14 protein-coding genes are annotated in these 19,110 nt (G+C 44.1%); all 14 read right to left on the bottom strand.

Annotated features, from left to right (window positions below):
• Nucleotides 1–679: 679 nt before the first annotated feature.
• The gene (groES, locus tag U9Q08_00280) at nucleotides 680–967 is read right to left on the bottom strand and encodes a co-chaperone GroES (protein MEA3328168.1); all 288 of its coding nucleotides are present in this window, start codon (nucleotides 965–967) and stop codon (nucleotides 680–682) included.
• A gap of 118 nt (nucleotides 968–1,085) precedes the next feature.
• Nucleotides 1,086–2,735 carry a chaperonin GroEL gene (gene groL / locus U9Q08_00285; protein ID MEA3328169.1) on the bottom strand — a complete coding sequence of 550 codons (1,650 nt, stop codon included), beginning with the start codon at nucleotides 2,733–2,735 and terminating at the stop codon, nucleotides 1,086–1,088.
• Between the two features lie 116 nt (nucleotides 2,736–2,851).
• Nucleotides 2,852–3,640, bottom strand: a complete 789-nt coding sequence (locus U9Q08_00290) for a type III pantothenate kinase (GenBank protein ID MEA3328170.1) — start codon at nucleotides 3,638–3,640, stop codon at nucleotides 2,852–2,854.
• Between the two features lie 2 nt (nucleotides 3,641–3,642).
• A complete protein-coding gene (locus tag U9Q08_00295; GenBank protein ID MEA3328171.1) occupies nucleotides 3,643–4,194 on the bottom strand; it encodes a biotin--[acetyl-CoA-carboxylase] ligase in 552 nt (183 codons plus the stop codon).
• Between the two features lie 139 nt (nucleotides 4,195–4,333).
• Complete coding sequence (locus tag U9Q08_00300; protein ID MEA3328172.1) at nucleotides 4,334–6,226, bottom strand: DEAD/DEAH box helicase; 1,893 nt, start codon at nucleotides 6,224–6,226, stop codon at nucleotides 4,334–4,336.
• Nucleotides 6,223–7,080 (bottom strand): carboxylating nicotinate-nucleotide diphosphorylase, encoded by an 858-nt coding sequence (gene nadC, locus U9Q08_00305; protein ID MEA3328173.1) that lies wholly within the window; start codon nucleotides 7,078–7,080, stop codon nucleotides 6,223–6,225. Before nadC ends, U9Q08_00300 begins: the two co-directional genes overlap by 4 nt.
• The gene (locus U9Q08_00310) at nucleotides 7,081–9,819 is read right to left on the bottom strand and encodes a valine--tRNA ligase (protein ID MEA3328174.1); all 2,739 of its coding nucleotides are present in this window, start codon (nucleotides 9,817–9,819) and stop codon (nucleotides 7,081–7,083) included.
• Nucleotides 9,816–11,378, bottom strand: a complete 1,563-nt coding sequence (gene cimA / locus U9Q08_00315; GenBank protein MEA3328175.1) for a citramalate synthase — start codon at nucleotides 11,376–11,378, stop codon at nucleotides 9,816–9,818. Before cimA ends, U9Q08_00310 begins: the two co-directional genes overlap by 4 nt.
• A gap of 159 nt (nucleotides 11,379–11,537) precedes the next feature.
• Entirely contained in the window at nucleotides 11,538–14,267 is a 2,730-nt protein-coding gene (gene ppdK, locus U9Q08_00320; protein ID MEA3328176.1) for a pyruvate, phosphate dikinase, read from the bottom strand.
• 88 nt (nucleotides 14,268–14,355) lie between these two features.
• Nucleotides 14,356–15,666, bottom strand: coding sequence for a glycine--tRNA ligase (locus tag U9Q08_00325; GenBank protein MEA3328177.1), 1,311 nt, complete (start codon nucleotides 15,664–15,666; stop codon nucleotides 14,356–14,358).
• Entirely contained in the window at nucleotides 15,648–16,418 is a 771-nt protein-coding gene (gene recO / locus U9Q08_00330) for a DNA repair protein RecO (protein MEA3328178.1), read from the bottom strand. The genes U9Q08_00325 and recO overlap by 19 nt, the downstream gene beginning before the upstream one ends.
• A gap of 93 nt (nucleotides 16,419–16,511) precedes the next feature.
• Nucleotides 16,512–17,135, bottom strand: coding sequence for a DUF502 domain-containing protein (locus U9Q08_00335; GenBank protein ID MEA3328179.1), 624 nt, complete (start codon nucleotides 17,133–17,135; stop codon nucleotides 16,512–16,514).
• Complete coding sequence (ybeY, locus tag U9Q08_00340) at nucleotides 17,126–17,581, bottom strand: rRNA maturation RNase YbeY (protein ID MEA3328180.1); 456 nt, start codon at nucleotides 17,579–17,581, stop codon at nucleotides 17,126–17,128. Before ybeY ends, U9Q08_00335 begins: the two co-directional genes overlap by 10 nt.
• On the bottom strand, nucleotides 17,532–19,110 hold a 1,579-nt coding region (locus U9Q08_00345; GenBank protein MEA3328181.1), incomplete at its 5' end, for an HDIG domain-containing protein. The genes ybeY and U9Q08_00345, both read right to left, overlap by 50 nt.

The following is a 19,110-nucleotide window of genomic DNA, read 5'->3' on the forward strand; positions in this document are numbered from 1 at the left end:
CGGTTACTGCACCGGGCACCAATGCAATTTCGTCAAACCCGTAACAACGTCTGGCTTTTCTTCCTCGTCCAACCCACATTCCCACCGCATACCTCCTCACTTCGTTGTGCGTCGTGCGTATTGCGTTATGCGTTTTCGACAACTGCTTTTCTTTCTTATTAGCTATATAATTAACTTCTTTTAAAATAGTACGTTGTATCTTTTTATTTTGCTTTTAGTTTATACGCACGACGCATAACGCATTACGAAATTACCCTAATAATATAGCATTTCCCCCGCAGTGTCAATTAAAAAAATAGCCTGTTATTTAAAAATTAAAAGTGCACAGTTTTTAGACGATTTAAGTTTTAAAAGTGCACACCTTAACCGAAATTAAAAATAATAACGCTAAAAAGGTCATTCTGAGGCCGAAGGCCGAAGAATCTCAGAAAACACGGTTTTATGAGATCCTTCGGTCGCTTACGCTCCCTCAGGATGACACCTACGCTTACGCTCCCTCAGGATGACACCTACGCTTACGCTCCCTCAGGATGACACCTATCTTAACAAGAACAAAATTAAGGACTTAAGGGGTGTGCAGTTTTAAACTTTAAACTGTGCACTTTTAATTCGTAGATAACATTAAAAAAAATAGCCCTTTGAGAAGGGCTATTTTTTATGCGCTGCGAAACATGCGGCATTACTCTATGATCGCCAGTACATCGCTTTCCCGGATAATCAGATATTCTTCCACATCTACTTTTACTTCGTCCCCGGAATATTTGCCAAATAGTATTTTGCTGTTCTTTTTAACCTCCAAAGGCATAATCTTGCCGTTCTCCAGCACCCGGCCGTTTCCCACGGCCACAACCTTGCCTTGCTGGGGTTTTTCCTTGGCAGTATCCGGCAATACTATACCTCCTTTTGTCTTTTCTTCTGACTTCAAAACCTTGATTATTATCTTATCGCCCAACGGCCTGAGATTCATACCCTATTCCTCCTTATTAAATTGTTAAACTGCTAAATGGTCACAAACTGCTAACCGGTTATCTTGCTCTGGCTAAACTGTTAAATTAAATAACATAACAGTACAGCAATTTAGTAGTTTAATACATCCCCATTCCGCCTCCGGGAGGCATTCCACCGCCAGGGGGCATCATCGGGCTTGCTTTTTCCTTTTCCGGAATATCTGTTACCAAGGTCTGGGTCGTTATCAGAAGACCGGCTATACTGGCTGCGTTTTGAAGAGCTGTCCTGCTTACTTTCTTAGGATCAGCAATTCCTGCTTGCAGCATATCCACATACTTAGCTTTTAAGGCATCATAACCATAATTTTTCTGTTTGCTGTTTCTTACTTCTTGCACAACTACCGAAGCATCACACCCGGCATTATTGGCTATCTGCCTTATCGGCTCTTCTAATACCTTTTTAATAGTCCTAACTCCAACTGCCTCGTCATCATCCCCAACTTTCAAATCATTAAGCGTTGATATCGCCTTAAGATAACAAACCCCTCCACCAGGCACTATGCCTTCTTCAACCGCTGCCCGGGTGGCGTGAAGCGCATCTTCAACCCTGGCCTTTTTTTCCTTCATCTCGGTCTCAGTAGCAGCGCCTACATTAATTACTGCCACGCCGCCGGATAACTTGGCTAATCTTTCCTGAAATTTTTCTTTATCATAGTCAGAATCCGATTCCTCAATCTGCCTTTTGATCTGGGCAATGCGGCCTTGGACATCAGAATTTTTTCCCGCACCTTCAATAACAATGGTGTTTTCCTTATCTACAATAACCCTCTTGGCGCGGCCCAGGTCTTTCAGGCCTACATTTTCCAATTTTATCCCCAAATCTTCTGAGATTGCCTGTCCGCCGGTAAGAACCGCTATATCTTCCAGCATTGCTTTGCGCCGGTCCCCGTATCCCGGGGCTTTTACTGCCGCACAGGTCAGGGTTCCCCTAAGCTTGTTAACCACCAAAGTGGCCAGCGCCTCTCCTTCGATCTCTTCAGCGATAATCAAAAGCGGTTTACCGGATTTGGCAATACCTTCCAACAGAGGAATCATATCCTTCATTGCTGAGATTTTCTTTTCATGGATCAAAATATAAGGGTCCTGTAAAACAACTTCCATTCTTTCAGAGTCAGTAACAAAATAAGGTGACAGATACCCTTGATCAAACTGCATCCCTTCAACCACATCAAGGTGCGTCTTTATGGTCTTGGCCTCTTCTACTGTAATAACCCCGTCCTTGCCGACCTTTTCCATGGCATCAGCGATAAAACCACCCACTTCATGGTCATTGTTTGCAGCGATAGCCGCGACCTGGGCAATTTCTCTTTTATCTTTTACTGGTTTTTTTATCTCCTCCAAATAATCAACAACTTCCTCAACAGCTTTTTCTATACCTCTTTTTACGGCCATTGGATTTGCACCGGCAGTCACGTTCTTCATTCCTTCCCTGAATATTGCCTGGGCAAGGATAGTAGCAGTGGTAGTTCCGTCTCCAGCTATATCACTGGTCTTGGAAGAAACCTCTTTGACCAATTGGGCACCCATGTTTTCATAGGGATCTTCCAGCTCGATCTCTTTAGCTACCGTCACCCCGTCCTTGGTGATCGTGGGAGAACCGAATTTCTTATCTAAAACCACATTCCTGCCTTTAGGCCCGAGAGTCACTTTTACTGCTTCGGATAACTTATCTACACCCTCTTTAACCTTTCTGCGCGCTTCTTCGTCAAACAACATTTGCTTTGCCATATCTTTCATCCTCCTTTTTACGTTTGAGATTTTGGCACTCTATGTTAATGAGTGCTAAAATATATACCATTGTATTAAAGAAATCAAGGTTCGCTTAGGGCTGTAAGCAATTGATATTACCTTTTTTCTTTTGTTTCCTCTATAATTCTGCCCTTTTTGTCTATTTTCGTTCCCTGCTGATAGATTATCCTCAACCCCTGGAGAGTCAGCCCTGAATTAACCCGATCTATGTTTTTACAAAAAGGCGCAATAATCCCTGCCCCGCCGCCGGTGGCTATCACTGAAAAATTCAGGCGGTATCTCTTTTTTATCCTATAGATTATCCCGTCGCAAAGAGAACTAAATCCAAAAATAAAGCCTGAGGCCATGCTCTGGCTGGTAGTTTTACCGACCAGGGTCCCGGGCCTGGATAATTTGATCCGGGGGAGTAAAGCCGCCTTTTTAGACAAGGCCTCCAGGGAAAGCTCTACTCCCGGAGCAATGATGCCTCCCAAATACCGGCCTGTTTTAGAAACAACATCAAAGGTGATCGCTGTTCCAAAATCAACAATAATCAGCGGACATTTGTAAAGATGCCAGCCGGCTCTTGCATTAACCAACCGGTCAGATCCGACCTGTTTGGGCTTATGATATAGATTTGTTATCCCGGAATCTATGTTACAGCCAACAACCAAAATAGTTAGACCAAAAATCCGGCTCAGCTTTCTCTTTACCCCAGCCAATAGACCGGGCACCACAGAAGAGATAATTATTCCTGAGACTTTGGATCTTAATTTGCTGCAGGATGCAAGAGACCGTCCCTTTTTCAATGAAGAAGCCGGTTTCCACCAGTGCTTGACTAATTTTTTTCCTTTAAATAACCCAAACCTTACCGTAGTATTGCCTATATCAATAGCCAACAGCATTTTTAATCTCCTGACTTCTTAATCCGCAGATATTCTTTGTTCAACTCATCTAACATCGCTCTAACCAGCCTCGGACGGCTAAGGCTTCTGCCTAATTCACGTTTCAGAGAAGTTGCCCCTTTAACCAGCTGGCCGGGATCAATATTAACGTTTATCCCTATTCCGGCAATAACAAACTCTGTTTTGTTGGATTTGGTGCTCATCCGGGTCAGGATACCGCTTACTTTTTTATTATCCAGCATAAGGTCATTCGGCCATTTAAATCTGGGCCGAAGCCCGGTAGTTTTGTTTATGGCCCTGGCTACTGCCACAGCGATCTGCCGGGTAAACCCAGAGATGTCTTTGGCTAAAAGAGGCGGCCGGGATATAAACGAAAACAGTATTGACTTACCTGCCGGCGAAATCCACCTGCGGCCAAGCCTTCCCCTGCCTTCAGATTGATACTCTGCCAACACTACCAAGCCTTCTTTCTTGCCTTGTTTTGCCAACCGGTAGGCAATATCATTAGTAGAAGTTACATTTTTATAACAACAGATCTTATTGCCGATAAGCATTTTTCAACCTCACTTTATCCAGATCTGCCAGCAAAAAGACGCTTCAGCCTAAAGTTCAAACTCCACCACACCCCGCACCAGCCACTGGCCCGCTTTCTGAATTCCCCGGTCAAGCCGGGGAATGACGCCGGAGACACCCCTAAAGCCTTAACTGTTTCTCGGCATCTATTACGCCGCGGTTTATCAGGGCTATTGCTTTTTCAATCTTTGGTTTGATCAATTCAGACAAGGGTGTTTCAAGAAGTTCACGGAGTATCTGAACAGCCATTCGAAAATACCGGATCAGCTCCCCCTCATCCACGTCGGTATAAGAAAACAACCGGTCAAAGCTCTCTTTGCGCATCCAGGCTTTAATACACGGGGAAAGATGATAAAAATATTTTTTAGTCAGGGGCCTTATCTTGAGCCTTTTTTCTGTCTGCTGGATACTGCTTGTAATCTTGCCGGTTATTGCCTCTAATGACCTCGTCCTTTTTGAGAGCTGAGGCTTTCCGGCTTCCCTTTTCGGCTCAAACACCAGGGCAACGCAGACTATAGCCAATTCTATTTCTGAAAGTTTCAAAAGTACCCCTTTCTGGTAAAGTTCAGAAAGGGCCAGCTCGTATCCGTAAATTTTAGCGGCGAAAATACCTTTGCCGGTTAGTTTATTTTTTCTTATATACCCAAATTCTTTCAAGATCCTCAGTTTGGATTGCAGCAACTGCCGGGCTATTCTTTTGACAAATGGTTTTGCCTGAAAATAATGGAATGACAAAGAATAGATCTCAAGAATTCTTTCTCCGTAATTTGTATAAAGATTCAAAATTGCGGCATAAGAGATATTGAATTGACTGCGGACTTCCTCCGGCCTGCCGTAAACGATCCTGTTCAGCTCTGGAAATACGACAAAACGGGGTTTTACTATGCTGTAAACAAAGCCCTCTTGGTCTATACTTCTCCTGCCGGCCCTGCCGGCCATTTGGTAAAAATCGCGGGTCTTTAAGTTTTTACGAAAGTGGCCGTAGAACTTCCTTAAATTATCGAAGACAACTGTGCGGGCCGGCATATTTATCCCTAAGGCAAATGTCTCGGTTGTAAATATTACTTTTATCAACCGGCTGGTAAACAGGCGCTCAATAACCTCTTTTAATGTAGGGAGCATCCCGGCATGGTGAAAGGCAATACCTCTTTTAACCAGAGGCAAAATCTCTACTGCGCTTTTTTCAGCGCTAAGGTTGAACCTTCTGCAAAGCAGAGAAAACAGATCTTTGATCTTGTTTTTTTCATCCGGGCTCAAAAAATCAAAGTCCCTGAGCTCCCCGGCAAGATACTCGGCCCGGCGGCGGCCAAAGACAAAATATATGCAGGGAAGCCGGTCATTTTCCTGAATATGCCTGATAACCGAGGAGGGGCGGACTTTAGGGTAAGGATATGACCGGCCGAACTTGTATCCTATTTTTTCAACCTCTTTTAAGTTATCAAAAATTCTCCCCCGGCACTGATAGAAAAAATGCAGAGGCACCGGCCGTTTGTCCTCCTTGACCACCTCCAATGGCATATTATGAATTGACCCTATCCATTTTTTCAGTTGATCAATATTAGGGATAGTCGCTGAAAGCGCGAGCAGTTTCATATGCCGGGGAAAAAATATCAGCGATTCTTCCCAGACAGAACCGCGTTCATAATCGTCAAGGTAATGGACCTCGTCAAAAATTATCCAGGAAAACCGTTTTAGCCCCTGGTTTTCTTCCAGGATTTTATTGCGGAATATCTCGGTGGTCATAATCAACACCGGGGCAGAGTTATTAATACTCACGTCACCGGTCAAAATCCCGATTTTATCCTGATATATTTCCCGAAAATCCCTGAACTTCTGGTTTGAAAGGGCTTTTATCGGTGCGGTGTAAATCACGCCCTTGTCTTTGGCCAGGCAATCGGTTATTACGTGCTCGGCAATTACGGTCTTTCCAGCCCCGGTCGGCGCAGATACTATGACCGAGTAACCGCTGTTTATGTAATCGATTGCTTTTTGCTGAAACGGATCGTAAATCATCTATAAATTTTTAAAGACAGGTCTATTGACTTAGCCGAATGGGTAAGAGAACCGATAGAAATCATATCTACGCCGGTGGCGGCGATCTGGCGCACATTCTCAAGAGAAACATTGCCGGAAACCTCTAATTTTGGCAATCGCTTTCTAAGAATAACTGCTTTTTTAATATCCTTCAAAGGCATATTATCCAACATAATTATATCCGGGCCTGCTGTTAAGGCCTGTTTAAATTCTTTTAAATTTTCAACTTCAATTTCTACTTTTAAACCTTTAGGCCTCTTTTTTTTCGCTCTTTTTATCAAATCCCTTAAATTTGCGGCTTGCGGCCCGTAACCCGCAGCCAGCAAGTGATTGTCTTTTATCAAAACCTGATCATAAAGCCCCATTCGATGATTATAGCCTCCGCCGGTCCTGACAGCGTATTTTTCCAGGTATCTTAAACCAGGAAGGGTCTTTCGCGTATCCATAATCCTTGCCTTATAAGCCGTTACCTTTTCAGCAAACCTTGAGGTTTGGGTAGCTATGCCTGAGAGATGGCCTAAAAAATTCAATGCCGTCCTCTCGGCTGTTAGGATCGACCGGCCGGGGCCGTCTAACCTGGCCGCTATTCTTCCGGCTCTGAGCTTTGTTCCATCAGCAAAAAGAGGTTTAAACCTGATCTTCTCATTTACCAGCTTAAAAATCCAGCCAGCCAGATCCAGGCCGCAGACTATCCCCTTTTTTTCAAAAACGATTTCAGCCTTAAGTTTCATATTCTCAGACAGGCAAAACCTGCTGGTAATATCGCCCCTGCCGATATCCTCGGCCAAAGACCTCTTAATAAGAGAAATCACCTTTTTACGTTCAATCCGCATCTATTCTCCAATTACTTCGCTCAAATGCTGCTTTATTATCTTCAGCCTGGCTGAAAGGTCTTTTTCCTGTAACTTTTGTTTCTTTACTATTTCCTTAGGCGCCTTGCTGATAAAAGATTTATTTTTTAATTTACCCTGGATCCTGTTTAATCTTCCGTTAAATTCCTCGATTTGTTTAGAAAGCCGCTTCTTTTCTTTTTTCAGATCGATTGCTCCCTTAAGGACCACATAATTTTCAATACCTTTCACTACCACAGTTACTGTATTGTCCGGCCGGCCGATCTTTGCCGCGATCTTCAGATTTCCCACTCCAGCCAGGTCCTTAAACCAAGATGAATTGTTTTTTAAAACAGACTGATACTTAACCGGAGTTGAAATTACCAGATCTACTTTTTTAGACGGGGGTATATTCCATTCAGCGCGGATATTCCTCAACCCTGTAATCTCATCAATAATAATTCCCATATCCGCCTCTGCCTTATCGTCCAACAATCCCCTGTTAACTTCCGGCCAGGATGCAGTCATAATAGAACCCTGCTGATCAGAAAATTTCCGCCAGACCTCCTCAGTGATAAACGGCATAAAAGGATGCAGGAGCCGCATAGAAGCTTCGAGGACATGGCAAAGAACAGCCCGGGTAATTTCGGGTTTCGAGTCAAGAGGCTTCACCAATTCCAAATACCAATCGCAAAACTCATGCCAGAAGAATTCATAAATGACATTGGCTGCCTCGCTGAACCTATAATTTTTCAAAGAGCCGTTTACCAGTTTAACGGTTTTATTAAGCCGGGATAATATCCATTTATCCGCCAGGTTAAAACTTGTCTTACTAAACAGCTTGGGATCCGCCTGTTTAAGGCTTCCTATGTTGATCAGGATAAACCTGGCCGCATTCCAGATCTTGTTGGAAAAGTTTCTTCCTACAATAAATCTTTCTTTGGATAAAAATACATCCTGGCCGGCAGCAACAGAAGAAATAATACTAAATCGCAGGCTGTCGGTCCCGAATTCCTTGATTATATCCAGGGGGTCTACCACATTTCCCAGAGACTTGCTCATCTTTGTGCCTGTCTTGTCCCTGACAATACCGTGAATGTATATTTGCTCAAACGGGATCCGGCCGGTAAATTCTATCCCGGCCATGATCATCCGCGCCACCCAGAAAAATATAATCTCATACCCGGTAACCAGAACAGAAGTCGGATAAAAATATTTTAAATCCTCTGTATCATTCGGCCAGCCCAGGGTTGAAAACGGCCAGAGCCAGGAAGAAAACCAGGTATCCAATACATCTTCGTCCTGCTTTAAATTTACCGATCCGCACTTCGGGCATTTGGAAGGCTTGGTCTGGCTGACTATAATCCCTGCCTGCTTATCGCTGATCTGTAAAGGAAGATCGATTTCTTTGGCCAGGCGCCGGGACAAATATTTTTGATAGCAATCCCGGCAGAACCAGACTGGGAGCCGGTGGCCCCACCAAATCTGTCTTGAAATACACCAATCCTTGATGTTATCCATCCAGTTTAAATAAACCTTGGTCCAGCGGCCGGGGTAAAACTTGATCTTAGCCTGCTTAACCACCTGGATAGCCGGCTGGGCCAGCTGTTTCATCTTAACAAACCACTGCTCGGAAAAGAACGGTTCGATCATGGTATGACAGCGGTAGCAATGGCCTATCGAATGCTGATGAAGCTTAACTTTTTCGACCAGGCCCTTTTCTTTTAAGTCCGCTAAAAGGACTTCCCGGCATCCAAACCGATCCATCCCCTGATATTTTCCGGCATTAGAATTCATGGTTCCATCGGGATTCATCACCACTACCCCTTTAAGACAATGCCGCAGGGAAATCTCGTAGTCGTTCGGGTCGTGGCAAGGTGTTATTTTAACTGCGCCGGTCCCGAATTCGGGGTCGACCATTTGGTCGGCTATTATTTCTAATTCTTTATTTATAACCGGCAATATCAATTTCTTGCCAATAAATTTCTTATACCTTTTATCTTTGGGATTGACTGCCACGGCCGTATCTCCCAACATGGTCTCGGGCCGGGTAGTAGCTACAGTAACATAGTCCGCCGACCTGCCGGTCCAGGCTGGCTGACTGGACGACTGGCCGACAGATTTAAACGGATATCTTATATAGTAAAGATTCCCCTGCTTATCTTCATGCTGGACTTCTTCATTAGAAAGCGCGGTCTGGCATCTCGGGCACCAGTTAACTATAAAACTGCCCCGGTAAATCAATCCCTTATTATAAAGATGGATAAATGCCTGCTGTACTGCCTGGGAAAGCCCCTGGTCTAAGGTAAACCTTTCCCTTGACCAATCGCAGGAGCATCCTAATTTTTTGAGTTGTTCGATAATGGTTCCGCCATGCCTGGTCTTCCACTGCCAGATTTCTTCCAAAAACTTTTCCCTTCCCAGGTCCTGGCGTTTCAGGTTTTTCTGGCGCAGTTTTTCTTCAACCACATTCTGGGTGGCAATACCGGCATGATCTGTCCCTGGAACCCAGAGCGCTGGAACCCCGTTCATTCTTTGCCATCTAATCAGGATATCCTGTAAAATGTTGTTAAGGGCATGGCCGATATGAAGGATGCCGGTGACATTAGGCGGAGGGATAACTACTGTAAAAGGTTTTTTGGAAAGGTCAATTTTAGGCTGGAAAAACCCCTTTTCTTCCCATATTTTATACCATTTTTCCTCAACCTGTTTTGAGTCGTAAATTTTAGGGATCTCATTCATGCTTTATTTTTTAACAGCTTGTACTCAACTGAATCTACCAGCGCCTGCCAGCTGGCTTCAATGATATTTTCGTGCACGCCTACTGTTGACCAACTGTCTTTAGAGTCCTGGGACTGAATAAGCACCCTTACTTTGGCAGCAGTCCCTGTTTCAGCGTTCAATACCCTGACTTTAAAGTCTGAAAGATGCATCTGGCTAAGAGCCGGGTAAAATCCGGACAATGCTTTTCGAAGCGCCTTATCTAACGCATTAACCGGGCCATCTCCTTCAGCCGCTGTATGTTCGACTACTCCTTTCACTTTAAGCTTTATGGTCGCTTCTGAAATTAATTTGTTGTTTTTCTTTTCAACCAGCACTTTGAAGCCTTCCAGCTCAAAGAATTTTTTATACTTAGCCAGGGCTTTTTTCATTAACAGCTCGAATGAGGCTTCAGCTGCCTCAAATTGATAGCCTTTGTGTTCCAGGTCCTGAAGCAGGTTCAATATTTTTTTTGTCTGGGGTGTCCCTTTCTGTAAATCTATCTCCATCTGCTTGGCTTTAATCAAAACATTGCTTTGGCCGGAAAGCTCAGAGATAAGCATTCTTCTTTTGTTCCCTACCCTGGATGGTTCAATATGTTCATAACTCAACGGCTTTTTCATAACTGCATTAACATGGATCCCGCCTTTATGGCTAAACGCGCTTTTGCCGACAAAAGGCTGATTATTTTCCAGAACCATATTAGCCGTTTCTGCCACAAACCTTGCTACTTCGGTCAAGTCTTTCAATTTTTTATCAGATATGCAATCTAAATCCATCTTTAGTTTTAAATTTGGGATGACTGAACAAAGATTAGCGTTTCCGCAGCGCTCGCCATAGCCATTAATGGTTCCCTGCACGTGCCGGCAACCGCTTTGGCAGGCAGCGATACTGTTAGCCACAGCCATTCCGCTATCATTATGGGTATGGATCCCCAGCGGGACATTAACCATTGAAATCACATCAGTTATGATTTCCCTCAGCCGGGAAGTAATCATACCGCCGTTAGTATCGCAGAGAACTATTGTCCGGCAACCTGCCTCCTGAGCAGCCAGCAATGTATCCAGGCTGTAAGATGGATTGGCCTGATAACCATCAAAAAAATGCTCGGCATCGTAGATCACTTCCAGCCCTTTTCCAGACAGATAACTGACGGTATCTTTGATCATTTTCAGATTTTCTTTCAGGGTCGTACGAAGAATATCTTTGACATGCAGGTTCCAGCTTTTTCCGAATATTGTTACCACGTTTGTTCCGGTCTTAAGCAGGGCTTTTATATTAGGATCAGCACTTGCCTTGCTCTGTGGCCTTCGGGTACTGCCAAAAGCAGTTATTTTGGAATTTTTCAGATTAAGCTTCTTAACCTGAGAAAAGAACTGCATATCTTTGGGGTTTGAGCCGGGCCAACCACCTTCGATATAGTGAATACCCAGCAAGTCCAGCTTCCGGACAATATTCAGTTTATCTTCAACTGAAAAAGATATGCCCTCTCCCTGGGAGCCGTCCCTCAATGTGGTATCGTATAATTTGACCTTGGTCATTGTAACACTCCTTTTTTAAGCGCTAATTACCTCACTTGCCGATAAATCGGCAAACTACAATCGTCTATTACAAACATTATACCATTGTTTGTAGCTGCCTAATTTATCGGGCCAATGTTTGTCCGCCGGCACCGGCTAACTCGCTGACTGGTTGACTGGCTAACTATTATTTAACGCTGCCTGAGCAGCTGCCAACCTGGCGATAGGAACCCGGTAAGGCGAACAGCTTACATAATCCATGCCTGTTTGATGACAGAATTCAACCGATGAGGGTTCCCCTCCGTGCTCACCGCAGATACCCACTTCTAAATCCGGCCTGGTCTTACGGCCTTTGCTAATAGCGATCTTCATCAGCTCTCCGACACCCGGCCTGTCCAGCACTGCAAACGGATTGTTTTTTAAAACAGCCTTGTCAATGTATACCGGTAAAAATTTTCCTTCTATATCATCCCTGCTGAACCCAAACGTGGTCTGGGTAAGGTCATTAGTGCCAAAAGAGAAAAATTCTGCTTCAACAGCGATCTGATCAGCAGTCAGGGCAGCCCGGGGAAGCTCGATCATGGTCCCGATCATATATTTTAATTCTACTCCGGCCTGGGATATTACCTCGGTAGCAACCTGTTCTGCATCCTTCCTGGTAATTTTAAGTTCGTTGACATGACTGACCAGAGGAATCATTACTTCCGGCACAGGATTAAAACCTTCTTTTACCAGTTCTACTGCTGCCTCAAAAATAGCCTTTACCTGCATCTTATACACTTCGGGAAAGGTTATCCCTAACCGGCATCCCCGATGCCCAAGCATCGGATTATTTTCCCGCAGATTATTAACCTTGGCCAACATGTCCTGCAGTTCTTCAATCTTCTTCTGATCTGCCTGAACAGCTTTTAACCGGGTAACTTCAACCAACAGCTCATCATGCCGGGGTAAAAACTCATGTAACGGCGGGTCCAGCAGCCTGATAATCACCGGCAATCCATCCATTGCCTTAAGTATGCCCTTAAAATCCTGCTTTTGCAAGGGAAGTAACTTATCTGCTGTCTTTATTCTGGTTTGTTCATCCTCGGCCAGGATCATTGCCTGGACCAAAGGAAGCCTGTCTTCTCCAAAAAACATGTGTTCGGTCCGGGTAAGCCCAATACCCTCTGCCCCGAAATCACGAGCCAGTTTAGCATCTTGAGGCGTATCCGCATTCGTCCGCACGCCTAAAGTCTTGATCTCATCGATCCACCCCACCAGTTTCGCATAATATCCATAGAGACTGGACTTTTCAGGAGAAAGTTCGCCTTTTACAACCCGGGTTATCTCTGAATCGACGCTGGCTACCTCTCCCAGCATCACCTCGCCGGTAGAGCCGTCTATTGAAATATAATCTCCTTTTTTAACAAAAGTATCCTTCGCCTTAAACTGCTCTTTATCATAATCTATCTTGATTGCTTCACAGCCTGCCACACAGCACTTACCCATGCCCCGGGCCACAACAGCTGCGTGGGATGTCATCCCGCCCCGGCTGGTCAAGATCCCCTGAGCCGCTACCATCCCGTGAATATCCTCGGGCGAGGTCTCAGTGCGAACCAGGATTACCTTTTCACCTTTTTCTTCCTGCTCTGCGGCCTGGTCAGCAGAAAATACTACTTTGCCGCTGGCTGCGCCCGGAGAAGCAGAAAGTCCTTTGGCCACTATTTCTTTTTTGGCCTTAGGGTCAAATGTCCGGTGGAGCAGTTGGTCCAACTGCTCAGGTATTATCCTGGAAATCGCCTCATACTTGTCAATTAAACCTTCTTGTTCCATATCTAAAGCGATCTTGAGAGCAGATTGAGCAGTGCGTTTGCCGGTTCTGGTCTGGAGCATCCAGAGCTTTCCTTTTTGAATAGTAAACTCGATGTCCTGGGTATCACGATAATGCTGTTCAAGCATTTTTCTTACGCCTTCAAGCTTGTGATAAACATCAGGCATCTCCTCCGCCAAAGACGTAAGCATGGCTTCTGTCTTTTGGTCCTTATTAAGGGGATGCGGAGTCCTGATTCCGGCCACCACATCTTCTCCCTGGGCATTTATTAAATATTCTCCGTAAAAAATATTTTCTCCGGTCGAGGGATCCCGGGTAAAGGCAACTCCGGTAGCCGAATCATCACCCATATTACCGAAAACCATTGCCTGGACATTGGTTGCTGTTCCCCAGTCATTGGGGATATTGTTAATCTTGCGGTAGCTAATAGCTCTTTTTGTATTCCAGGAACGAAATACTGCGTCGATCGCTCCCCAGAGCTGTTTGAGCGGCTCTTCGGGAAAAGGCATGCCGGTCTCCTCATTAACCACCTTTTTAAACTTAACCACCAGGTCTGCGAGGTCATCGGCTATAAGTTCAGTGTCAAGGTTTATTTTCTTTTCTTTTTTCTTTGTTTCAAGTATAGATTCAAATTTAGACTTTTCTATCTCTAGAACTACGTCGGAGTACATTTGGATAAATCTTCTGTAGCTGTCATAAGCTAAACGGGGATTGTTGGTCTGAAAGATCAATCCTTTTAAGGTTTGGTCATTAAGCCCGATATTCAAAACCGTATCCATCATTCCGGGCATTGATACTCTGGCCCCTGACCTTACTGAAACCAACAGCGGGTTTTGGTTATCCCCAAACTTTGCGCCCATTACCTGTTCCATCTTAGCCAGATTATCAAGTACTTCCTGCTCCAGTCTCTCAGGATAAGTGCCGTTATTCTGATAACAAGCCGTGCATACCTCAGTAGTAACAGTAAAACCAGCCGGCACAGGCAGTTTTAAATTAGCCATTTCCGCTAAATTAGCGCCCTTGCCGCCCAAAAGATTTTTCATCCCGGAATTTCCCTCTGCGCTTCCTCCTCCAAAAAAATAAACGTATTTTTTCGTCATTTCCTTACTCCTCCTTTTTTTATTAAATTGTTAAATTGATAAACTGATAAACTGTTAAATTGTTAAACTGTTATAACAATTTAGCCATTTAGCAATTCAGCTTTTCCTGCAGGTATTCTTTTACTCTGTCAACCGCTACCCTGTCCTGTTTCATGGTATCTCTATCGCGTACGGTAATTTTTCGGTCCTCCAGGCTTTCTACATCAACCGTCAGGCAATACAGCGTTCCTACTTCGTCCTGACGGCGATAAAGCTTACCGATAGCTGCTGTATCATCATAGACAGTCTGAAAATAATTTTTAAGCTCAGCGGCGACATTCCGGGCCAGATTTACAACCCGGGGCCTGTTCTTAAGCAACGGTAAAACTGCTACTTTGAGCGGGGCAAGATCCTTATTCAAACTCAAAAATACCCTCTTTTTGCCTTTTACTTCTTCCTCATGATAGGCATCTACCAAAAATGCCAGTATTGATCTGTCCACCCCGCCGGACGGTTCGATTATGTAAGGATAGAACCTCTCCTTGGACAGTTCATCAAAAAATTCCAGTTTTTTACCGGAGCCTTTTGAATGCTGCTTCAGATCAAAATCAGTCCGGTTGGCAATCCCTTCCAGTTCCTGCCAGCCAAACGGAAAATTATACTCGATATCCGTACAGGCCTCTGCGTAATGAGCAAGTTCATCAGGACCGTGGTCCCGCTTGCGTAAATTTTGCTTTTTCATCCCCAGGTTTATATACCAGTCAAACCTTTGTTCAATCCACTCCTTTAAACTTTTATCGGCATCCCCGGGACGGACAAAATATTCTATCTCCATCTGTTCAAACTCCCGCGTGCGAAAAATGAAGTTGCCCGGGGTAACTTCATTTCTGAACGCCTTGCCGATCTGAGCCAGACCAAAGGGAAGCCGGGGATGAAAGGTATTAAGGATATTTAAAAAATTAATAAACATTCCCTGGGCTGTTTCGGGCCGAAGATAAAGCAGGCCGGTCTTGTTTTCTACCGGACCCTGGTGAGTTTTAAACATAAGATTAAACGGCCTGGCCTCGGTCAACTTGCCTCCGCACTCCGGGCAAATATCCTTGTTTTTAAGATCAGCGGCCTTGAATAATTTACGGCAGGATTTACAATCGCTTTTATAGTCATGAAACTGCTTGATGTGGCCCGAGGCTTTCCAGACTTCCGAATTCATCAGGATCCCTGCATCTATGCCATAAATCTCATTCCGGCTAAGGACGTTTGTCTTCCACCAGGCTTTTTTCAAATTGTTCTTAAGCTCTACCCCATAGGGGCCGTAATCCCAGCTGTTGCTCAAGCCCCCATAGATATCAGAACCAGGGAAAATAAAGCCCCGGCGCTTACAAAGCGAAACAACTTTATCCATTAACTTACTTTCTGCCATGATTTGCTTTCCTCTATTTTTCTGAGAAATTCCACTGACTTCAATGGCCGGTCCAAATGAAAATCAAGAAATGCCTTTAAAATCCTGCTTAAGTTTTCCTCCACCTTCCAGGTAAGTTTAAGGCGAATGGCCTGCTCAAGGCTTACTTTGCTTAAGTAGCCTAAAGAGGCAATGGTTCCTTTTAATATATCAATCGCTTTGGTGTCTTTTAAAAAACACTGTTTACAAAGCAACCCACCCAAAGCAGGGCTAAACCTGACCTTTTCTTTCAAGCTGCTATTACAATAAACGCATTGGCCTAAAACCGGCATCAACCCCAGCAGTTCTAAAAGCTTGATCTCAAAAATATGAACGACCTTTTTAATGTCCCCGGCTGAAAGCAGGCACAATGACCCTAACAAAAGGTTGAATACAGCAAGGTTTTTATCCCGCTCCAGGCTTGTCTCGTCTATAAGTTCGATAAAATAACTGGCGTAAGCTGTTTTCCGGAGATTTTCGCGGATAGCCGGGAAAAAATCCTTCAGTTCGCACTGGCTGACGACATGCAAACCGCTATGAACCTTCTCGTAAAAAACAATCTCGTTATGACTAAACAACTGCGGGTAGGTTGTGTAACCTTTCCTGGTTGCCCTGACCCCCTTAATTAATCCGGTTATCTTGCCAAAATCCCGGGTATAAAAATTTACGACTAAACTGGTCTCCCGAAAATCCCGGGTTCTGAGTACAATTGCCTCTGTTTTTCTAACCGCCATACTATATATTGCTATATTGTTAAATGGCTAAATTGTTAAATGGTTAAATCGCTATAACGGTTTGGCAATTTATCAGTTTAGCAATTTATCAGTTTATTGAGAAGGGATCACCGAGCCCACCGAAATTACCAGTTTTAACCCTTCTTCAATCGACATATCCAGGTCGATCAGTTCTTTCCGGGGCGCTAAAAGCAAAACACCGGAAGTAGGATTAGGCGCAGTGGGGACAAAAACATTGACAACATCCTTAGAGATCTTTTCCTGTATCTGCCTGTATTTTTCAGAAGTCACAAAGCCGATAGAGTAAATTCCTTTCCTGGGATATTCCAACAGCACCACCCTCTGCAGTAAGGACTTATTCCTTATTAAAAAAGCGTTGCTTATCTGGCGTATAGCCAGATAAAGTTTACTGACTACCGGTATCCTATAAAGCAACCCTTCCCAGAAAGAGAAGAATCTCCGGACAATGATATTTCTGGTAGCCAGGCCAATCAGGGTAATCAATCCCAGGATCACCAACAGGACCAGACCTTTGAGTAAATATGCAAGGTAGATAACCCCGCCGGCCGGTAAGTACGCCTTAAAAAATGTCAGGATGGGATTTAAAATAAGGTTATTTGTTATTACGACCATAAACTTGAAGGCAAAAATGGTAATAAGCAAAGGCAAGGTCACCGCTATTCCGGCAAAAAAGTTATTTCTTATCTTTATCCACATAACCCCTCCAGCTCTATTTTTCTAAGAATCTCCTTCTGCTTTTTCTCCATTCGTTTTCTGGATAGAGGATTAATATCGTCATAACCTAATAAATGAAGGCAACCGTGAATTATATACAAATAAAGTTCTTTTTTAAATGACTGTTTATACTTACGCGATTGGGTCAGGGCCTTATTAATCGAAACAACTACATCGCCGAGCAGGTTGGAGTTGATTTTTAAAAACCCGCTTTCGCCTTCCTGCTGGCTGAACGCCAGAACATCGGTAGCCCGGTTCAAACCCTTGTATCTTCGGTTCAGGTCCTTTATCGTGGCATTATCAACCAGTAAAATACTGACCTCGGCCTGGTCTTTCCCCTCAATCTTTAAGGCCCGGGCTACTATTTCCTTAAGGTCTTTAATGTTTACCCGAACCTTGCTCTGTAGGTTCCTTATGGTTATTTGCATTCGACTTTGTCTTTTTCGGTTTTCGTTCTTGATCTTTTTCCGGATATTCCACCCGGGTATGAAATATTCCCATTAGAACACGGCTGAAACTATCGGCGATCTTATGAAGGTCTTTCAGCGCCAATTCACATTCCTCAAGCTGGCCATCGATGAATTTATTATTTATAATCTTTTGAACCATTCCTTCTATACTTCCCGGAGTCGGGTCTGAAAGTGAACGAGAGGCTGCCTCGATAGAATCAGCCAAAAGGACTATCGCCGATTCCCTGGTCTGGGGTTTAGGGCCCGGATATCTAAAACTCAGATCTTCCAGCTCTTGCTCATCCTTCATTTTTTCCAATGCCCTTTTATAAAAGAAAAACACCTGGCTGGTGCCGTGATGTTCCTTGATAATATCCACAATTGTCTTATTAAGCTTATACTTCTCGGCCAGCTCAACTCCGTTTTTGACATGATTAAGAATAATCAAATTGGACATACTCGGGGTAAGTTTGTCATGCTTTGATTCTTTTATTCCGGATTGATTTTCGCTGAAGTATTCGGCCTTTTCTATCTTGCCGATATCGTGATAATAAGAAGCAACCCTTGCCAGCAGTGAATTAGCCCCGATTGATTCACTGGCTGCTTCGGCAAGATTTCCGACTATCAATGAATGATGATAAGTGCCCGGCGCCTCGGCAGCCATCTTTCTTAATGCCGGGTGATTCAGATCAGAAAGCTCCAGCAAGCTGATATTAGTGGTGACCTTGAACAGATATTCAAATATCGGCAGAAAGATAGTGACTACTGCTGCACTGGCCATACCGCTGCCAAACCCCCAGGCGCCATCTTTGATAAACAGCCGGGGATCGATCTTATTTAATAGCCCAAGACCGATAATGCAGATAAAATTTGCCACTCCCACTATCGCCCCGGCCTTTATTAGTTGCGACCTCCTTCTTGTTCCAATAATGAAATAAATACCGACAATGCCCCCTACAAAAGCCACTATAGCTATTTCCAGACTGTTGCCGGAGATAATCCCGGTAAAAATCGCCAGCACTCCTGCCGTCATAATCGCCAGCCTTGGTTCTAACAGCAAGGCCATCAGCATTGAACCAGCACTTACCGGAATCAAGTAGCTGGAAATCTCAGACATATTGATTAACCTGGCAAGCACTATCATCAAAAATAATATTAAAGAAATTAAAATCAGGCTTTGGTTATCCGCATATGACTTCGGAACATAGCGATAAAGATAAGCAGCCATTAAAATGATAAAAATAATGACCATCAGGCTAATCCCCATGCCAGTTGAAAGCAACCGGGTACGAGCCTGTTTATTAGCCAGAGCGTCGAGCTGGACTATCTGCTCAGAGACAACTATCTGTCCGTTGCCCACAATCAATTCATGCTTTCTGATCAATTTCATCACCGGCTGGGTAGTGTCAGTGGCAACTTGCTTACGCCGGATTGTCTCCTCCTGATTATAATTGAGATTTGGCCTGATAAAATTCTTTATTAAGTCTACAATCTCTACCCGGAGCCTG

Source organism: Candidatus Omnitrophota bacterium (assembly GCA_034717435.1).
GTDB lineage: Bacteria > Omnitrophota > JAUWXU01 > JAUWXU01 > JAUWXU01 > JAYELI01.

Coding starts and splice junctions, on each gene's coding strand:
- groES (MEA3328168.1), bottom strand. CDS start 967: ATGAATCTCAGGCCGTTGGGCGATAAGATAATAATCAAGGTTTTGAAG.
- groL (MEA3328169.1), bottom strand. CDS start 2,735: ATGGCAAAGCAAATGTTGTTTGACGAAGAAGCGCGCAGAAAGGTTAAA.
- U9Q08_00290 (MEA3328170.1), bottom strand. CDS start 3,640: ATGCTGTTGGCTATTGATATAGGCAATACTACGGTAAGGTTTGGGTTA.
- U9Q08_00295 (MEA3328171.1), bottom strand. CDS start 4,194: ATGCTTATCGGCAATAAGATCTGTTGTTATAAAAATGTAACTTCTACT.
- U9Q08_00300 (MEA3328172.1), bottom strand. CDS start 6,226: ATGATTTACGATCCGTTTCAGCAAAAAGCAATCGATTACATAAACAGC.
- nadC (MEA3328173.1), bottom strand. CDS start 7,080: ATGCGGATTGAACGTAAAAAGGTGATTTCTCTTATTAAGAGGTCTTTG.
- U9Q08_00310 (MEA3328174.1), bottom strand. CDS start 9,819: ATGAATGAGATCCCTAAAATTTACGACTCAAAACAGGTTGAGGAAAAA.
- cimA (MEA3328175.1), bottom strand. CDS start 11,378: ATGACCAAGGTCAAATTATACGATACCACATTGAGGGACGGCTCCCAG.
- ppdK (MEA3328176.1), bottom strand. CDS start 14,267: ATGACGAAAAAATACGTTTATTTTTTTGGAGGAGGAAGCGCAGAGGGA.
- U9Q08_00325 (MEA3328177.1), bottom strand. CDS start 15,666: ATGGCAGAAAGTAAGTTAATGGATAAAGTTGTTTCGCTTTGTAAGCGC.
- recO (MEA3328178.1), bottom strand. CDS start 16,418: ATGGCGGTTAGAAAAACAGAGGCAATTGTACTCAGAACCCGGGATTTT.
- U9Q08_00335 (MEA3328179.1), bottom strand. CDS start 17,135: ATGTGGATAAAGATAAGAAATAACTTTTTTGCCGGAATAGCGGTGACC.
- ybeY (MEA3328180.1), bottom strand. CDS start 17,581: ATGCAAATAACCATAAGGAACCTACAGAGCAAGGTTCGGGTAAACATT.